This is a genomic window from Sulfitobacter sp. F26204, from assembly GCF_026410305.1.
In the GTDB taxonomy this organism is placed as follows: Bacteria; Pseudomonadota; Alphaproteobacteria; order Rhodobacterales; family Rhodobacteraceae; genus Sulfitobacter.
On sequence record NZ_JAPMLQ010000002.1, the window covers coordinates 944,191 to 960,191 of the forward strand.

The window sequence follows — 16,001 nt, forward strand, 5'->3', positions numbered from 1 at the left end:
AAAATCAAACAATGGGGTAAACCATGACAGAAATTAAAAGATACCACGGCAACCAACGCATGAGCCAGATCGTCACCCACGCTGGGACGGTTTACCTGGCGGGGCAGGTTGGCACTGCCGGCGCGAGCGTGGCAAAGCAGACGCAGGAGTGTCTGGACAAGGTTGACGCCTTGTTGGCCGAAATCGGATCCGACAAGAGCCGGATCCTGCAAGCGGTGATCTGGCTTGATAGTATGGATGATTTTGCTGAAATGAACGCGGTCTGGGATGCCTGGGTCCCGGAGGGTCATGCCCCGGCGCGGGCCTGCGGGGAAGCCAAGCTGGCGCGGCCAGAATTTACGGTGGAAATCATCGTAACGGCGGCATTGGCGTAGGGTCTCCACCTTTTGCACAACTAATGCCTCAATGCACCGGTGTCCTGTTTTCGGCGTGTTGAGGCATGGTGTCGCGGCAATCGCAGATGTGAAAGACCTTAGCGGCGTGCGACCTGTGCGTTGAGTTGCCCTTCGACTCGGATACGACGGACCCCTGCAAGCTGCTGATCGGTCAAGGGGCGTGCTGCGATCACTTCACGGGTAGGTTTACTGCCAATCGGCGTCTGCTGTTTGGGCCGGATACCTTCCAGACGATAGGTCAGAACCCCATCAACAGGTTTTTCCTCTTCGTTTGCCGGTGTCAGTTGCACAGCGTAGATGCCTTGCCGCGCAGCGAGACCGGTCGCACGCACGATGGCACCGCCGGGCACACGTTCTATTGTCAGATTGGTAACCTGTTCGAAGGGACGGCCTTCGTAGACTTCTTCGCTGGATCGGCGTTTGGCAAACAAGCCGCTGCGCGTCGGGATCAGGGGATTGGTGTTTTCGACCGTGGCGACGGGCTCTGATCGGGACTGGCCGAACCAGTTCAGCGGATTCACCCGGCTTTCGCGGATTGACGCGCAGGCCCCCAGAACGAGGGTTGCCGAAAGGAGTAGGGGGAGTGTCTTGCACATGAGGGCTGCCTTGGAAATTCGCTTGAGGATTTGAGTATCCTATCCCGCTGGGCTTGGGAAGGGGCTGGACCTTTGGCGGAGGCGGTCCTAGGTCTTGGGGGAATTTCGCAGAAGGTGTCGGATGGCCAACGCAGCATTTGAAGAACTTGTCGAGGATTTCGAGTTTCTTGACGATTGGGAAGATCGCTATCGTCATGTGATTGAACAGGGCAAGGCGATGGAAGCGCTGGAAGAGGCATTGCGCGTCCCTGCCACCAAGGTCGACGGCTGTGCGTCGCAGGTCTGGTTGCATGCACAAATCGAGGATGGACGCCTGCATTTTGATGGCGCGTCGGATGCCATGATCGTTTCCGGACTGATTGCGCTGCTTCGGACCTTGTATAACGGGTTGTCACCTGAGCAGGTGCTTGCCGTGGATGCGAGGGCAGAGATGGCGCGGTTGGGGTTGAATGAACATCTTTCGGCGCAGCGTTCCAATGGATTGCGCGCAATGATCGAAAGAATACGCGAAACGGCAGCAGCGCTGTAGTCGCTTTCTTGGTGAACTACTGATGTGGCAGAAGCTGTTGCTGCGTCTTTTCGCAGGTCATGAGGGGCGCTGCCCCGTCGCGCAAGCGCGACTCCCCGCGGTTCTTAAGGCCAAAAAGAACAGCACCTAAAGGCGGGCGAGGGTGGTTTGCAAATCCCCATAGCCTGTGAAACGGCGTTCAAAGGCAAGGCCGAGGCGCGCCGCGCATTCTCTGGCCTTGTCAGTCAGTGCGGGATCGTCTGTCTGGGCCTGGTAGATCAGTTTTTCGTAGTTGCCAAAATACATTTCGCGCAGATCGGGATGGCGGTCCAGCCCCATGGGTTTCCAGATAAAGGCATCAAATTGGCGCACAAGAAAATCGGTGAGATAAAAGCAGGTAAACTCCTGATCAGCTTTCGCGGCAAAGGCTGCGTTGCCTTCGAAAAAGCTGTAGCAATGAGGCCCTGCAACCATTTCCACGCCCATTTCCGCGCAGGCCGCTTCCAGTAAGCCACCGGTGCCGCAATCGGCATAAACGATGAAGATCTGGTCGTAGGAGGCATGGTGCTTGGCCACGGTATCGCGCACGGCCTGGGTGATTTTTTCCGGGTGAAGATGCAGATTTGCAGGCAGGCAGGTCAGATCAAGGTGGGTCCAGCCGTTCATGGCCTTCAGATCAAGGATTTCTCGGGCCAAGGCACCGCAAGCGACCAACAGGATCTGGCCCTTTGCCTCTGCGAGGGGCAGGCCCGCTTCGGCCAGCTCTGTATCGGATGGGATCATGGCCACAGTACCCTGACGGTGCCAGCGGCAAGCAGAAAGACGGGCAATACTGCAAGGTCCAGTCCGGCATCGCCAAGGAGCAGCAGCCAGAGCGTCACAGCGGCGGCGATCAAGGCACCTGCAAAGATCAGAAAGAACCGGCGGGCAGGCATGGCGGTCTCCTTGTTGCTTTACACGACGGGCGCGGGGGGGCCGTCGAGGAAATTGCGGCGCGACGCAGTGCCGAGGATCACCGGTCGGTCCAGCAGGATCAGGCCGGTTTCGCCTGGTTGTGCTTGCGTCCCATCCATTCCTTGGCGGTTTCAACAGCCACGGCCGCATCGCGACAATAGGCATCCGCGCCGATGGCTTTGCCGAACTCTTCGTTCAGGGGAGCACCACCGACCAATACGATATAGTCGTCGCGCTTGCCCTGTTCAATGAGCGTGTCGATCACGACTTTCATGTAGGGCATCGTGGTTGTCAGCAGAGCTGACATGCCAAGGATGTCGGCCCCTTCGGTTTCAAGCGAATCCAGATAGTTTTCGACAGGATTATTGATTCCGAGATCGACCACTTCAAAACCCGCACCCTCCATCATCATCCCGACCAGGTTCTTGCCGATGTCGTGAATGTCGCCCTTTACGGTGCCGATGACCATCTTGCCGACCCGTGGTGCGCCGGTTTCAGCCAGCAGCGGCTTGAGGATGGCCATGCCGCCTTTCATTGCATTGGCAGCAAGCAGAACCTCGGGAACGAACAGAATACCATCGCGGAAGTCGGCACCGACGATGGTCATGCCACCGACCAGCGCTTTGGTCAGTACATCATAGGGTTCCCATTTGCGTTCCAGCAGGATCTCAACGCCTTCTTCGATCTCTTCCTTGAGGCCGTCATACAGATCGTCAAACATCTGTTGGACAAGCTCTTCGTCGTCGAGTTCGGACAGGATGATTTCATCTTCGTCTGACATCTGCATTTCCTCTATGCGGTTCTGGCGGGCCCTGGGCCTGTGGCTACTTTTGTCACGGAAAGCGTCGAATTGACACGCAAATTACGACATCAACTGGAGTTTCAGCGACGCATTATTCTCACGATTATCATGAATTTCTTGCATGCAGACAGAGGGATAGGGAATGGCGGTTGTGTCTGTTCTCTTTTTGTTCCAGATTGGCGCATGGATAGCGAAATCACACGATATAGGATCAAAGGCCGCGCCGCGGCAAGCAACCATGCCGGGCGCTTTGAACGTCACCAGGTGGCGGCGGTGGATGACGGCTGGACCCGTGACGAGGATCTGCCGATGCTGCGTACTGTCACGCGGACGGAAGTGCCGCGCAAGATGATCAGCTATAACCGCGCGCCGGACCTGCCGTTTGATCGGTCGATCAACCCCTATCGCGGCTGTGAACATGGCTGTGTTTATTGCTTTGCGCGCCCCAGTCATGCCTATCTTGGCCTGTCTCCGGGGCTTGATTTCGAAACCCGGTTGATCGCACGGCCGAATGCACCGGAAGTTCTGAAACGTGATCTTGCGGTCAAAACCTACCGTGTGGCCCCCATAGCGATCGGCACCAATACCGACCCCTATCAACCGATTGAGAAAGAGCATGGGATCATGCGTGGCTGTCTGGAGGTGTTGGCGGATGCGGGGCACCCGGTGGCAATTGTAACCAAGGGCAGCCTGATCGAACGAGACATTGATATTCTGGGTCCGATGGCGCGACGCGGTTTGGTGCGTGTCGGGATTTCCGTGACGACACTTGATCCTGAGTTATGCCGATTGATGGAACCGCGGGCACCTGCGCCGCAGCGTCGTATGGTGATGATCCGGCGTCTGGCAGAGGCGGGAATTCCAGTGCGGGTCATGGCATCGCCAATGATCCCCGCGCTTACCGACCCTGAACTTGAGGCGATACTCGCTGCGGGGCGGAAAGCAGGGGCGCGTTTTGCCAGCTGGATCATGCTGCGCCTGCCGCGGGAAGTGTCCCCGCTGGTGCAGGAGTGGCTGGCACGGCATTATCCGGATCGTGCAGACCGGATCATGGCGCGGTTACGTGAAATGCACGGTGGCAAGCCTTATGACGCCAGATGGCACCGGCGCATGCGTGGCGAGGGGCCTTACGCCGAAATCATCGCTCAGCGCTTCAATCTGGCGGTCAAGCGGTTGCGGCTGGACAGAGAGGCCCCACCGATGCGCTGTGATCTCTTTCGGCCGCCAAAGGTGCAGGGCGCACAATTGTCGTTGTTTTAGCGTTTGATCGCCGGTTTCAGCTGCGCCGACGGCCTTTTCGTGGTCCGCGGGTTGGGGCATTGCCGTCAGTGCCATCACTGGTCGATGAGAAGTCACCCAGCGTTCTGACGATTTCCTCCAAGGTGGGAGCGCTGCCCTTTGCGGTTGTATCAAGGGCTTCACGCATAGCCTTGAGGTGGCTTGGCATCGTGCCGCAACAGCCGCCAATTACGGTTGCGCCGCAGTTGCGTGCCATCACCGCATATTGGCCCATCAGCTCTGGTGTGCCATCATAGTGGATGTGACCCTCGATATATTTCGGGATGCCGGCGTTGCCTTTGGCGATCACGGGGCGGGTGCTGCCTTTGTCTGCAAAGCCCAGGACGGTGCGCAGCAGGTCGGATGCACCGGTGCCGCAGTTTGCGCCAAAAGCCATTGGAGGATTGTCCAGAGCTTCGACCATGTCGACCATCCCGGCCGAGGTCACACCCATCATCGTGCGCCCGGCGGTATCGAAACTCATGGTGCCACACCAGGGAAGACCCGCCAGGGCAAAGCCTTCGGCTGCGGCGGAATATTCTTCGGGCGCGCTGATAGTTTCGAGCCAGCCGATGTCGGCCCCACCCGCCTTGAGCCCGTCGGCCGTTTCATGAAACATTTCGACAGCAACCGCATGACTGAGTGTACCCACAGGTTCCATAATCTCGCCTGTCGGACCAACCGAGCCTGCCACGATCACCTTGCGTCCCGCGGTATCTGCGACTTCGCGGCCCAGTTCGGCGGCAACGCGGCTTAGCTCATGCGCCCTCTTGGCGGCATTATGCAGCTTGAGGCGCGAGGCATTGGCACCAAAACTGTTGGTCAGGAAAAGATCGCTTCCCGCGTCTACCGCACCTTTGTAAAGTGCAGTGATGTTTTTCGGCTTATCGGTGTTCCAGAATTCCGGTGGATCCCCTGCCATCAATCCCATGTTGAACAGGTTGGTCCCCGTCGCCCCATCGGCCAGAAGGATGCCTTTTTCGGCCAAAAGGTCTGTGAATGCGTTGTTCATGTAATCTGCCTGTCTTGTCTCAGAATGTCCCTTTCCATGCTCAGAGGCTCGAGGCAATGTCAATTTTTTCATTTTGTCCATGAGGAGCGGGCCCTGGCAAGGCAGCGCTGCACCAATTGCGCCCTTTCGATAATACGAAGGGCGCATCCATTGGTTTGCGGTTCAGATGGTGCGGGGCCGGTCAGTCGGCCTCCTCCATGATCTGGCCTTTGGCCTGTATCATCAGATCGGCCATCCGGCTGCGGATGGTCGCTTCGTCAGCGCGGTCTCCCAGATCACCTGCCACCTTGCGGTAGACATCTTCATCACCCGCTTCCTCGAAGTCGGATTTCACCACTTCTTTGGCATAATCATCGGCGGCAATACCGGTCTTGCCCAACAGATCTGCAGCCCAAAGGCCCAGCAACTTGTTGCGGCGGGCTTCGGCCTTGAACTGCATTTCTGCATCATGGGCAAACTTGTTTTCAAATGCGTTTGCGCGGTCTTTCATCGTGGTCATCAGACGTCCTCCGGGTTGGCACTGGTGTCAGGTGGCAGGGTCTTGCTTTCAAGATGGCCCTTACCTGCGTTCGAAACAAGGTCTTGTACGAGAGATGCAGGGACAACTTGCGGGGCGGGAAGGCTTAGACTAAGAGGTGCGCAACAGGGTCGGGGAGCCCCCTCGACCTGTCCTGACGAAAGGACGCCCATGGCCCGGCGCAAGAAAATTTACGAAGGCAAAGCTAAGATCCTGTATGAAGGCCCAGAGCCGGGGACGATTGTCCAGTATTTCAAGGATGATGCGACTGCGTTCAATGCGGAAAAGAAAGACGTGATCGAAGGCAAGGGGGCGTTGAACAACCTCTTGTCGGAATATTTCATGACCGGGTTGAACCAGATCGGTGTACCGACACATTTCATCAAACGGCTGAACATGCGCGAACAACTGGTACGCCAGGTCGAGATTGTGCCGCTGGAAGTCATCGTGCGCAACTATGCCGCAGGCACCATGTCCAAGCGGCTGGGCATTGATGAGGGCACGCAATTGCCACGTCCGATCGTGGAATATTGCTTCAAGGACGACAAACTTGGTGATCCTTTGGTTACGGAAGAACATATCGCGGCTTTTGGTTGGGCAACCCAGCAGGATATGGAAGACATCCTGAGCCTGGCCTTGCGGGTGAATGATTTCATGTCAGGTGTCATGTTTGCCGTCGGGATCAAACTGGTGGACTTCAAGATCGAGATCGGTCGCGTTTTTGAGGGCGATTTCCAGCGGTTGATCATTGCAGACGAGATCAGCCCGGACAGTTGTCGGTTGTGGGACATCGAGACCGGTCAGAAACTGGACAAGGATGTGTTTCGCCGCGATCTGGGGTCGCTGACGGATGCCTATACGGAAGTGGCCAAGCGCCTGGGTGTGATGCCCAAGACGTCAACGCCGATCACCAAACCGACGCTGATCAACTGAAGCAGATGTCAGATTGAGTTTAAGAGCAAGATGAAGCAGGGGAAGGCACGATGAAAGCACGGGTGCATGTGATGTTGAAGAACGGTGTATTGGACCCGCAGGGCGAAGCGGTGCGCCATGCATTGGGTGCTTTGGGCTTTGACGGGGTGAAGGGCGTTCGCCAGGGCAAGGTGATCGAGCTTGATCTTGAAGAAGGCATATCCGAGGCGGATGTGGCGCAGATGTGTGAAAAGCTGCTGGCCAATACGGTGATCGAATCCTACGTGGTGGAGATCGTCTGATGCGGGCTGCTGTTGTCGTGTTTCCCGGGTCCAATTGCGACCGGGATCTGGCGGTTGCCTTCAAGGCGGCTGGGCTGCAGGTCGATATGGTCTGGCACAAGGACAGCGCCCTGCCGCAGGGGGTGGATATTGTGGGCATTCCGGGCGGGTTTTCCTATGGTGACTATTTGCGTTGCGGTGCGATTGCAGCCCAGTCCCGGATTATCGGATCGGTCAAGACGCATGCAGAGCGCGGGGGGTACGTGCTGGGCGTTTGCAACGGGTTTCAGGTATTGACCGAAACCGGAATGCTGCCCGGTGCGCTGCTGCGCAATGCCGGATTGAAATATATCTGCAAGACGGTTGGGTTGAAGGTGGAAACCACGCAAAGCGTCTATACAGAGGGATATGATGCCGGGGAAGTCATCAATATTCCGATTGCGCATCACGATGGAAATTACTTTGCCGATAATGAGACGATTGCGCGGCTTCAGGGTGAGGATCGTGTGGCCTTTCGCTATACGGACAATCCCAATGGGGCACAGGCGGATATTGCGGGGATCCTTTCGGAAAACCGTCGAGTCCTTGGCATGATGCCGCACCCGGAACGGGCGGCGGACATTGGCCATGGCGGAACGGAGGGAGCGGCGCTCTTTCGCGCATTGGCAGGGGCAGTAGCTGCAGCGTGACTTGAGTGCCCAGTGCAACCTGCGTAGGGTCGCGCCATGAGCGCCGCCCCTGATCCCAACCCATCGCTGAATGTATCGTGGCGTTTGCGCGTCGCGATCGGCCTGATCATGTTGGTCGCGGTCCTGACGATCTCTGTTACCAACAAATTGCTGACGGACCGGTTTACACAGAGCACCCGCAACCGGGCCGAAATGCGGATTGCGCTCTATAGCGGAAACCTGATGTCCGAGTTGCGTCAGAACGCGATCGTGCCACAGTTGCTGGCGCGCGACCCCGCCTTGATCACGGCCCTGCAGAACGCCGATTATTCCCTGTCGACCCAGCGCCTGATTTCCTTTGTGGAGGAAATTGGTGCGGCATCCCTGATGCTATATGACATCGACGGACGTACCGTGGCGGCGACGGATCGCAACCGGTTGCAGTCGGGGCACCGCTCGGAGGCCTATTTCGTGGATGCGATCCGTTCCAATGCGACGATCTTCAGCAGCATCAAGCTGCCGGGGGGGGGATATAAATTCATGTATTCGCGCCGCATCCAGGCGGGGGGAGATATGCTGGGCGTTATCGCGGTCGAGGTCGATCTGCAGAAGTTCGAACGCGGATGGGCCGGGGTTTCGGATGCGGTCATGGTGGTCGATAGCACAGGCGAGATCATTCTGGGCACCTCACCGCGCTGGCGCGGCCTTACCGAGGCACAGGCGCTGGCGAATGATCTGCCCAGAACTGCAATCGAGCGTGCGATCAAGGTCACTGCTGACTGGACCGCCTTGCCACCGGATGCTTATTTGCAGGGCGAAGCGGTGATGCGTCTTGAGAGCCGTATCCCGTTCCGGGGTTGGCGGATGGTCAGCTACACGACCTATGCCAGCACGCGCGAGAGGGTAAATGGCGTGCTGGCTCTGCAGGTCATGGGATTTGCGATTCTGCTGGCGTTTACCTTCTATTTCCTCAGCCGTCGCACCGCCGGTCGTTTGGCGATTTTTCAACGCGAGTCGGCCAAACTTCGCGCATTGAACGTGGCGTTGCAGCGGGAAATCGCTGAGCGCAAAAGGGTGCAGAAAACGCTTGCGGTGGCAGAACAGACGCTTGAGCAATCTTCAAAACTGGCCGCCCTGGGGGAGATGTCGGCGGCTGTCAGTCACGAGTTGAACCAGCCGTTGGCAGCGATGAAAACCTATCTGGCAGGGGCGCGATTGCTGTTGCATCGCAACCGTCCCGAAGAGGCTTTATCCTCTTTTGGTCGTATTGATGGTCTGATTGAACGCATGGGAGCCATCACCAAACAATTGAAGTCTTATGCGCGCAAGGGCCAGGAGGCGTTTTCCCCTGTGGATATTGGCGCGGCGCTTGCCTCTTCGATGTCGATGATGGAGCCGCAACTGCGCCAGCGACAGGTCGAAATCGCACGCATTCTACCAGATGAACCGGTGATTGTGATGGGCGACCAGATGCGGATTGAGCAGGTCATTGTGAACCTTTTGCGCAATGCGCTGGACGCGACCAAATCAGAGCGCCATCCGCTGGTCGAGATCATCCTGACCGCTGGTGAAACCGCCACGCTCACCGTGCGTGACAACGGTCCTGGAATTGCAGACCTCGATGCCCTGTTCGAACCTTTTTATACAACCAAGCAACCGGGGGACGGAGTCGGCTTGGGGCTTGCCATCTCTTCTGGTATCGTAAACGACCTTGGGGGACGGTTGACGGCGCGCAACGGACAATCGGGGGGCGCGGTCTTTGAGATGCAATTGCCCATCATGGGCGAGCAAGAGACAGAAGAAGCTGAGGAGCATGCCAAATGGCACAGGCAATGAAAATCGCGATCGTCGATGATGAACAGGACATGCGCCGGTCCATCAGTCAATGGTTGGCCCTGTCTGGCTATGACACTGAAACCTTCGGTTCGGCCGAGGAAGCATTGAAGATCCTGGGGCCGGATTATCCGGGCATTGTGATCTCTGACATCAAGATGCCGGGCATGGACGGTATGCAGTTTCTGCGCAAACTGATGGGCAATGACAGTGCCCTGCCAGTGATCATGATCACCGGTCACGGCGATGTGCCGATGGCGGTTGAAGCGATGCGCGTCGGTGCCTTTGATTTTCTCGAGAAACCCTTCAATCCGGACCGGATGAGCGAACTGGCAAAGAAGGCCACCACCGCAAGGCGGCTGGTCATGGACAGCCGTGCCTTGCGCCGCGAATTGTCGGATGGGGGCCAGTTGATGAAAAAACTCATCGGTCAATCACCGGTGATGGACAGGCTGCGCGAAGATATTCTGGACCTGGGACAAGCGGATGGCCATGTCTTGATTGATGGTGAAACGGGCACGGGGAAAACTCTAGTCGCTCATGCCCTGCATGCCGTGGGAAGCCGTGCCGGCAAGAAGTTCGTGCTCGTGTCCTGCGGCGCGCTGGAAGAGGACAACCTGTCCAAACGGCTGTTTGGCCCGATGCAGCCGGAAGATGCGCAACTCCCGGCGATCGAGGAGGCGCGTGGCGGAACGCTGGTTCTTGAGGACATCGAAGCCTTGTCAGAAACGCTGCAAGCGCGGTTGTTGTCGGTGATCAATGAACAAGGCACCCCGGCCGAGACACGGATTGTCGCCATTTCGAATCTGCAGGAGGCCGGGCGTACCTCGGAAGACGTATTGCGTTCGGATCTGTTTTACCGCCTTGCCGCCCTGCGAATTACGGTACCGCCCTTGCGCCAACGGGGAGAGGACATTCTGACTTTGTTTACCCGCCTCAGTGAACAGTTTGCCGATGAATACGGTTGTGAGGCACCGCAGGTCAGCGCGCAGGAAGCGGCACAGCTATTGCAGGCACCTTGGCCGGGAAATGTGCGTCAATTGATCAACGTGGCGGAAAGGGCAGTGCTTCAATCGCGGCGTGGCTCCGGCACCATTGCGTCCCTGTTGATGTCGGATCACGAGGAAATGCAGCCGGTGATGACCACCGAAGGCAAACCGCTCAAGGAATATGTCGAAGCCTTTGAACGCATGTTGATTGACAATACCATGCGCCGCCACAAGGGGTCGATTGCATCTGTGATGGACGAATTGTGCCTTCCACGGCGAACGCTGAACGAAAAGATGGCAAAATACGGATTGCAACGTTCGGATTATCTTTGAGCGGGCTTGAAAAAGGTCAGAACCTGCCGGATCTGACCTTGCTTTCAGATTGATGCTGACCTGTGTTGCGGACCGGCTCAGCCGTTCTGACGTTCGACGATCTGGGTGGCCTGACCATTGGCGTCGGTCACGCAGGTCCATCGTTTTGCGCCCGGAACATCCACGATAAACCGGTGTGTCTCGATCACGGGCAGGGTGGTATTGATAGCAACGTTGGCCGCACCCGTCTCTGCCGCGACGGCTGCGACGCAGCTTTTCTGACCGCGCAGATCGGCAAGGGCCACCGGGTCATTGGCAACCGCCAACTCGTCACAGGCAACTAGCCCCACAAGAGAAAAACCAAGAATGGAGCGGGTCAGAATATGCATAGAAGGTCCTTTGGGTCTTTGAATAGCGGCAATTGGCACGGTATTTGAGGCTGCTTTGAGCGCGCAAACAGGTGAGCCAGATCATGGCAATCTTGTCAAGCGAACAGGCCGAAATCCGGGTTTTGCACCTTGGGTCTGATTTTGCCCATTGTGTTTCGTGCCTCAAAACCCTTATCTAGTCGGATGAAGGTTCTGTCGCACTATGGTGCCACACCCCTTTGATTAGAGTTTCGCTGCCTGTGATTGCCCCCAAATGAGCACACAGTCAGACCGATACGGCCAGCAACGGCCAGAGAACCGCCGACATTGAACGGGCAGATGCTTGATTCGACGTCGGTAAATAATGGATGTGACGTGCTGAACGGCGTGGATGCATCGGAGAAGAAACGCGATGACGCGCGCAGACGTTACGAGTAGGAACAGACAGGCCTTTTCAGGCCTGCTTCCCCGTGCGCCGTCACCCATCGCCCTGACAAGTCACACCGCAACGTCGCTCGCTCCTCCGGGGGTCGGTCTGGCGCATGTGCTGTGCATAGTGGAAACATGCCTAAGAAAATGCTTATCGATGCCACCCACGCGGAAGAAACCCGCGTTGTGGTGGTGGACGGAAACAAGGTTGAAGAATTCGACTTTGAGTCCGAAAACAAACGCCAGCTTGCTGGCAACATCTATCTAGCCAAAGTAACACGTGTAGAACCATCCCTGCAGGCCGCTTTTGTAGACTACGGTGGCAATCGCCACGGGTTCCTTGCCTTCTCGGAAATCCATCCCGACTATTATCAGATACCTGTTGCTGACCGGCAGGCGCTGCTGGAAGAGGAACGCGCCTATGCAGAAGCACAGGCGGCCAAGGATGAAGACGACTCCAAACCCAAGCGCCGCTCGCGCTCGCGCAGCCGTGCCAAGCCCAAGGCCGAAGATGCCGTTGGAACAGACGTCAAGACATCCACCGAGATCGAAGGAATGGAAACCGTTGATCTGACCGATGACGACGAAGTCGAAGTCAGTGATGATGAGGCCTCCTCGCCGATGGAGCGTGTGCCTGAGACACCGGTCGAAACGCCTGAAGTGAGCGAAGACGATGATGAATCGACGGCGGAAGATGCCGACGATGAATCATCCGAGGCAGAAGACGATGACACCCAGTCAGACGAAGACGGCGACGCAGAATCCAAGGGTGCCAATGCGACGTCCAAGGATGAGAACATCGAATCTGTTGCTGATGAAGATGACAGTGAAGACATTCGTCCTGTACGCAAACCACGTCCGCGACGCTACAAAATTCAGGAAGTCATCAAGGTACGCCAGATCCTGTTGGTGCAGGTCGTCAAGGAAGAACGCGGAAACAAAGGCGCGGCGCTGACCACCTATCTGTCGCTTGCGGGCCGTTATTGCGTACTCATGCCCAACACTGCGCGTGGTGGTGGCATCAGCCGCAAGATCACCAATGCTGTAGACCGTAAAAAATTGAAAGAAATCGCCAGTGAAATCACCGTGCCCTTGGGTGCTGGACTGATTGTGCGCACTGCGGGGGCCAAACGCACCCGTGCCGAGATCAAGCGCGATTATGAATATTTGCAACGGCTGTGGGAACAAATCCGCGAATTGACGCTGAAAAGCATCGCCCCCGCCAAGATCTACGAGGAAGGCGACCTGATCAAACGCTCGATCCGCGACCTCTATAACCGCGACATCGACGAAGTCTTTGTCGAAGGGGAGCGCGGGTATCGCATCGCCAAGGATTTCATGAAAATGATCATGCCATCCCACGCGAAAAACGTGAAACGTTACGAAGAAAACCTGCCGCTGTTTGCGCGATACCAGGTGGAAAGCTACCTGTCCGGCATGTTCAATCCGACGGTGCAGCTTCCTTCGGGCGGCTATATCGTTATTGGTGTGACCGAGGCACTCGTGGCTATTGACGTGAACTCTGGGCGGGCCACCAAGGAAGGCTCCATCGAGCAGACGGCGACCAAGACCAACCTTGAAGCCGCCGCCGAAGTGGCGCGCCAGTTGCGTTTGCGTGACCTTGCAGGCCTGATTGTCATCGATTTCATCGACATGGACGAACGGCGCAATAATGCTGCTGTCGAAAAGCTGATGAAAGACAAACTCAAGACGGACCGCGCCCGCATCCAGGTGGGGCGGATCTCGGGCTTTGGTCTGATGGAGATGTCGCGTCAGCGTCTGCGCCCAGGCATGATCGAGGCGACGACACAGCCTTGCGTGGCGTGTCACGGCACCGGGTTGATCCGATCGGACGATAACCTCGCCTTGTCGATTATCCGTCAAATCGAAGAAGAAGGCACACGTCGCCGCACCCGCGAGGTGCTGATCAAGGCACCAGTCGGAATTGCCAACTTCTTGATGAACTCGAAACGTGAACATGTCGCGCAGATTGAGGCACGCTATGGTATGGCAGTGCGGATCGAAGGGGACCCGCATCTGGTCAGCCCGGATTTCTCGATGGAGAAATTCAAGACAGCCACGCGTAATGTACCTGTGGCAGGCGCGCATATTGTATCGGTTGATACTTCATTGATGGATCAGATCGACGAAGACGAGGCCGTCGCCGCCGAAGCGGCCGAAACAGAAGACACGGATGAAGATTCTCGCGGGAGGGGTCAGCGCGACAATGGTGGCCGCGAAAACGGCAATGGTGAGCAACAGTTCGATGCCGACGGCAAACCCAAACGCAAGCGCCGTCGCCGTCGCAGCCGCGGGGGACGCGGCAAGAACGGTGGCGATAGTGGCAATGGTGAGTACAACTCAGAGTCCGATAACGGCGCAGAGGATGACAATGGCGATGCCGCCGATCAGCAGCAGTCCTCGCAGAAATCTGCGCAATCTTCTGAGGCGTCAAAGGATCTAGCAGACGATAAGGCTGACAGCAAACCCAAGAAGCCGACCTCGCGCAGCCGCACACGTACGCCCAAAGCGGAAGTTGAAGCCGAAACTGCAGCAGATGCAGATGCGACGGCCTCAGAAGCCGTGAGCCCAAAGGCCAAGGCAAAGGACAAGGACAAGCCGAAGTCCAAGTCCACGCGCAAGCCGGCTGCCAAGAAAACCAAACCGGTTGAAGAGCACGCGGACGAGGATAAATCAGACGAACAGGCTGCGGAAGAGTCCAAGGAGAACAAACCAAAGAAGACCACACGCAGCCGCGCAAAGCCAAAGCCAAAGCCGAAAGCCAAGTCTAAGCCCGAGGAGGCACCGGAACAAGCCGCGCCAGCGCCGGCATCCGAACCTACGCCTGCGCCGGAGCCGACCCAAGTGCCAGAGCCGGCGATGGCGACACCCGAACCTGCGGCGGAACCGGCACAGGAAGTTGCCAAAAAGCCCAAGAAAAAAGGATGGTGGTCATTGGGCCGCTAATCTGCACCAAAGCATCAAAAGGAAAGGGCAGGTCCAACAACCCGCCCTTTTCGCATTTCAGAGGCCTTTGCGTACCAGATAGACCTGGACTGCACCTTCATCCGAGGTTTCAATCAGTATATTGCCCGTTTCCGCGCAGAAATGCGGCACATCGACAATCGCTGCGGGATCATCCGCACGCATGATGACGTGTTCACCGGGCTGAAGGTTCTTTAGTCGCTTACGCAGTTTCAGTACCGGCAGGGGGCACAGCAGGCCTGTTGCATCAAGGTCATGAGTTGTCATATGCGCCAAATATGCGAGATGTTACGATAGGTCCACAGTCTTGTGACCAAAGGCAGCGTGACGCTGGTGCGCTTCCTCGCTATGGGTGGGATATGTTTGGAATTGAACTCATTGACGCGGGGATATTGCCCGCAATGCTTGTGGCGCTTGTGGCAGGGATCATCAGCTTTCTCAGTCCCTGCGTGCTGCCGATTGTGCCGCCTTATCTGGCCTATATGAGCGGCGTGACCCTTAGTGACATGTCAACGCAAGATGACGCACGGCGCAAGGCCGTCCTGGCAGCGCTTTGTTTTGTATTGGGATTGAGCACTGTCTTTCTGATCCTTGGCTTCACGGCGTCGATCTTTGGGGCGTTTTTCCTTCAGAACCAGGTGCTTTTCGCGCAGATCTCGGGCGTCGTGATCATTGTGTTTGGACTTCATTTTCTTGGTGTGTTCCGAATTCCTTTTCTGGACCAGGAAGCGCGACTGGATGCAGGTGACAAGGGCGGTTCCAGTTTCGGGGCCTATGTCCTGGGGCTTGCCTTTGCCTTTGGCTGGACGCCTTGCATCGGGCCGCAACTGGGCGCGATCCTGTCTCTGGCCGCTTCCGAAGCCTCGGTAACCAAGGGTACCTTGCTGCTGGGGGTATATGCCGCCGGACTCGGCATTCCGTTCTTGTTGGCCGCCATGTTCATTACCCGCGCGATGGGCGTGATGAACCGGCTCAAACGGCACATGAGAACGATCGAACGTGTGATGGGAGGGCTGTTGGTTCTGGTTGGTGTGATGATGGTGACGGGCGCGTTCACGTCGCTTGCCTTCTGGCTGCTTGAAACATTCCCATCCCTGGGACTTCTGGGATAATTCATCGCAACTGACGGCCTTACTCTTGCCCAAAATCCGGGTTATATTTC

At 57.1% G+C, this 16,001-nt stretch carries 18 protein-coding genes; 10 read left to right on the forward strand and 8 right to left on the reverse strand.

Going from position 1 to position 16,001, the window contains the following annotated elements; all coding sequences use genetic code 11:
* The first annotated feature begins 23 nt into the window (after nucleotides 1-23).
* Entirely contained in the window at nucleotides 24-374 is a 351-nt protein-coding gene (locus OS190_RS08535) for a RidA family protein (protein ID WP_267158231.1), read from the forward strand.
* A gap of 98 nt (nucleotides 375-472) precedes the next feature.
* On the opposite strand, the gene OS190_RS08540 is transcribed toward OS190_RS08535, so the two are convergent.
* Entirely contained in the window at nucleotides 473-991 is a 519-nt protein-coding gene (locus OS190_RS08540; RefSeq protein WP_267158232.1) for a hypothetical protein, read from the reverse strand.
* A gap of 121 nt (nucleotides 992-1,112) precedes the next feature.
* Here OS190_RS08540 and OS190_RS08545 point away from each other — a divergent pair, with 121 nt between their 5' ends.
* Nucleotides 1,113-1,520, forward strand: coding sequence for a SufE family protein (locus OS190_RS08545; RefSeq protein WP_267158233.1), 408 nt, complete (start codon nucleotides 1,113-1,115; stop codon nucleotides 1,518-1,520).
* A gap of 126 nt (nucleotides 1,521-1,646) precedes the next feature.
* On the opposite strand, the gene OS190_RS08550 is transcribed toward OS190_RS08545, so the two are convergent.
* The 3 genes from OS190_RS08550 to OS190_RS08560 all read right to left on the reverse strand — a co-directional run bounded on the left by OS190_RS08550 (nucleotide 1,647) and on the right by OS190_RS08560 (nucleotide 3,234).
* Nucleotides 1,647-2,282 (reverse strand): DUF1638 domain-containing protein, encoded by a 636-nt coding sequence (locus OS190_RS08550; protein ID WP_267158234.1) that lies wholly within the window; start codon nucleotides 2,280-2,282, stop codon nucleotides 1,647-1,649.
* A complete protein-coding gene (locus OS190_RS08555) occupies nucleotides 2,279-2,434 on the reverse strand; it encodes a hypothetical protein (protein ID WP_267158235.1) in 156 nt (51 codons plus the stop codon). Before OS190_RS08555 ends, OS190_RS08550 begins: the two co-directional genes overlap by 4 nt.
* Before the next feature lie 98 nt (nucleotides 2,435-2,532).
* Complete coding sequence (locus OS190_RS08560) at nucleotides 2,533-3,234, reverse strand: corrinoid protein (protein ID WP_267158236.1); 702 nt, start codon at nucleotides 3,232-3,234, stop codon at nucleotides 2,533-2,535.
* A gap of 204 nt (nucleotides 3,235-3,438) precedes the next feature.
* Here OS190_RS08560 and OS190_RS08565 point away from each other — a divergent pair, with 204 nt between their 5' ends.
* Nucleotides 3,439-4,515, forward strand: coding sequence for a PA0069 family radical SAM protein (locus OS190_RS08565; protein ID WP_267158237.1), 1,077 nt, complete (start codon nucleotides 3,439-3,441; stop codon nucleotides 4,513-4,515).
* Between the two features lie 16 nt (nucleotides 4,516-4,531).
* Here the strand turns inward: OS190_RS08565 and bmt are convergent, their stop codons facing one another.
* The gene (gene bmt, locus OS190_RS08570; RefSeq protein ID WP_267158238.1) at nucleotides 4,532-5,545 is read right to left on the reverse strand and encodes a betaine--homocysteine S-methyltransferase; all 1,014 of its coding nucleotides are present in this window, start codon (nucleotides 5,543-5,545) and stop codon (nucleotides 4,532-4,534) included.
* A 181-nt stretch (nucleotides 5,546-5,726) separates the two neighbouring features.
* Entirely contained in the window at nucleotides 5,727-6,044 is a 318-nt protein-coding gene (locus OS190_RS08575) for a DUF1476 domain-containing protein (RefSeq protein ID WP_267158239.1), read from the reverse strand.
* A 189-nt stretch (nucleotides 6,045-6,233) separates the two neighbouring features.
* Between OS190_RS08575 and purC the strand changes: the two genes are divergently transcribed.
* From purC to OS190_RS08600, 5 genes are read left to right on the forward strand one after another with little or no spacing between them, the layout of a single operon-like run.
* Complete coding sequence (purC, locus tag OS190_RS08580) at nucleotides 6,234-6,995, forward strand: phosphoribosylaminoimidazolesuccinocarboxamide synthase (protein WP_267158240.1); 762 nt, start codon at nucleotides 6,234-6,236, stop codon at nucleotides 6,993-6,995.
* 50 nt (nucleotides 6,996-7,045) lie between these two features.
* On the forward strand, nucleotides 7,046-7,276 hold the full coding sequence (gene purS / locus OS190_RS08585; protein ID WP_267158241.1) for a phosphoribosylformylglycinamidine synthase subunit PurS: 231 nt from the start codon (nucleotides 7,046-7,048) through the stop codon (nucleotides 7,274-7,276).
* Nucleotides 7,276-7,944 carry a phosphoribosylformylglycinamidine synthase subunit PurQ gene (gene purQ / locus OS190_RS08590; RefSeq protein WP_267158242.1) on the forward strand — a complete coding sequence of 223 codons (669 nt, stop codon included), beginning with the start codon at nucleotides 7,276-7,278 and terminating at the stop codon, nucleotides 7,942-7,944. The genes purS and purQ overlap by 1 nt, the downstream gene beginning before the upstream one ends.
* Before the next feature lie 36 nt (nucleotides 7,945-7,980).
* Entirely contained in the window at nucleotides 7,981-9,759 is a 1,779-nt protein-coding gene (locus tag OS190_RS08595; RefSeq protein WP_267158243.1) for a sensor histidine kinase, read from the forward strand.
* Nucleotides 9,744-11,078, forward strand: coding sequence for a sigma-54-dependent transcriptional regulator (locus OS190_RS08600; RefSeq protein WP_267158244.1), 1,335 nt, complete (start codon nucleotides 9,744-9,746; stop codon nucleotides 11,076-11,078). The genes OS190_RS08595 and OS190_RS08600 overlap by 16 nt, the downstream gene beginning before the upstream one ends.
* Before the next feature lie 77 nt (nucleotides 11,079-11,155).
* On the opposite strand, the gene OS190_RS08605 is transcribed toward OS190_RS08600, so the two are convergent.
* Nucleotides 11,156-11,446 carry a hypothetical protein gene (locus OS190_RS08605; RefSeq protein ID WP_267158245.1) on the reverse strand — a complete coding sequence of 97 codons (291 nt, stop codon included), beginning with the start codon at nucleotides 11,444-11,446 and terminating at the stop codon, nucleotides 11,156-11,158.
* Between the two features lie 543 nt (nucleotides 11,447-11,989).
* Between OS190_RS08605 and OS190_RS08610 the strand changes: the two genes are divergently transcribed.
* Nucleotides 11,990-14,821 carry an Rne/Rng family ribonuclease gene (locus OS190_RS08610; RefSeq protein WP_267158246.1) on the forward strand — a complete coding sequence of 944 codons (2,832 nt, stop codon included), beginning with the start codon at nucleotides 11,990-11,992 and terminating at the stop codon, nucleotides 14,819-14,821.
* 57 nt (nucleotides 14,822-14,878) lie between these two features.
* On the opposite strand, the gene OS190_RS08615 is transcribed toward OS190_RS08610, so the two are convergent.
* Nucleotides 14,879-15,106 carry a sulfurtransferase TusA family protein gene (locus OS190_RS08615; RefSeq protein WP_267158247.1) on the reverse strand — a complete coding sequence of 76 codons (228 nt, stop codon included), beginning with the start codon at nucleotides 15,104-15,106 and terminating at the stop codon, nucleotides 14,879-14,881.
* A 92-nt stretch (nucleotides 15,107-15,198) separates the two neighbouring features.
* Here OS190_RS08615 and OS190_RS08620 point away from each other — a divergent pair, with 92 nt between their 5' ends.
* A complete protein-coding gene (locus OS190_RS08620) occupies nucleotides 15,199-15,951 on the forward strand; it encodes a cytochrome c biogenesis CcdA family protein (protein ID WP_267158248.1) in 753 nt (250 codons plus the stop codon).
* Nucleotides 15,952-16,001 lie beyond the last annotated feature (50 nt).

Excerpts from the sequence above, each read along its gene's own strand:
- OS190_RS08535 (WP_267158231.1), top strand. The coding sequence starts at position 24 with ATGACAGAAATTAAAAGATACCACGGCAACCAACGCATGAGCCAGATC.
- OS190_RS08540 (WP_267158232.1), bottom strand. The coding sequence starts at position 991 with ATGTGCAAGACACTCCCCCTACTCCTTTCGGCAACCCTCGTTCTGGGG.
- OS190_RS08545 (WP_267158233.1), top strand. The coding sequence starts at position 1,113 with ATGGCCAACGCAGCATTTGAAGAACTTGTCGAGGATTTCGAGTTTCTT.
- OS190_RS08550 (WP_267158234.1), bottom strand. The coding sequence starts at position 2,282 with ATGATCCCATCCGATACAGAGCTGGCCGAAGCGGGCCTGCCCCTCGCA.
- OS190_RS08555 (WP_267158235.1), bottom strand. The coding sequence starts at position 2,434 with ATGCCTGCCCGCCGGTTCTTTCTGATCTTTGCAGGTGCCTTGATCGCC.
- OS190_RS08560 (WP_267158236.1), bottom strand. The coding sequence starts at position 3,234 with ATGTCAGACGAAGATGAAATCATCCTGTCCGAACTCGACGACGAAGAG.
- OS190_RS08565 (WP_267158237.1), top strand. The coding sequence starts at position 3,439 with ATGGATAGCGAAATCACACGATATAGGATCAAAGGCCGCGCCGCGGCA.
- bmt (WP_267158238.1), bottom strand. The coding sequence starts at position 5,545 with ATGAACAACGCATTCACAGACCTTTTGGCCGAAAAAGGCATCCTTCTG.
- OS190_RS08575 (WP_267158239.1), bottom strand. The coding sequence starts at position 6,044 with ATGACCACGATGAAAGACCGCGCAAACGCATTTGAAAACAAGTTTGCC.
- purC (WP_267158240.1), top strand. The coding sequence starts at position 6,234 with ATGGCCCGGCGCAAGAAAATTTACGAAGGCAAAGCTAAGATCCTGTAT.
- purS (WP_267158241.1), top strand. The coding sequence starts at position 7,046 with ATGAAAGCACGGGTGCATGTGATGTTGAAGAACGGTGTATTGGACCCG.
- purQ (WP_267158242.1), top strand. The coding sequence starts at position 7,276 with ATGCGGGCTGCTGTTGTCGTGTTTCCCGGGTCCAATTGCGACCGGGAT.
- OS190_RS08595 (WP_267158243.1), top strand. The coding sequence starts at position 7,981 with ATGAGCGCCGCCCCTGATCCCAACCCATCGCTGAATGTATCGTGGCGT.
- OS190_RS08600 (WP_267158244.1), top strand. The coding sequence starts at position 9,744 with ATGGCACAGGCAATGAAAATCGCGATCGTCGATGATGAACAGGACATG.
- OS190_RS08605 (WP_267158245.1), bottom strand. The coding sequence starts at position 11,446 with ATGCATATTCTGACCCGCTCCATTCTTGGTTTTTCTCTTGTGGGGCTA.
- OS190_RS08610 (WP_267158246.1), top strand. The coding sequence starts at position 11,990 with ATGCCTAAGAAAATGCTTATCGATGCCACCCACGCGGAAGAAACCCGC.
- OS190_RS08615 (WP_267158247.1), bottom strand. The coding sequence starts at position 15,106 with ATGACAACTCATGACCTTGATGCAACAGGCCTGCTGTGCCCCCTGCCG.
- OS190_RS08620 (WP_267158248.1), top strand. The coding sequence starts at position 15,199 with ATGTTTGGAATTGAACTCATTGACGCGGGGATATTGCCCGCAATGCTT.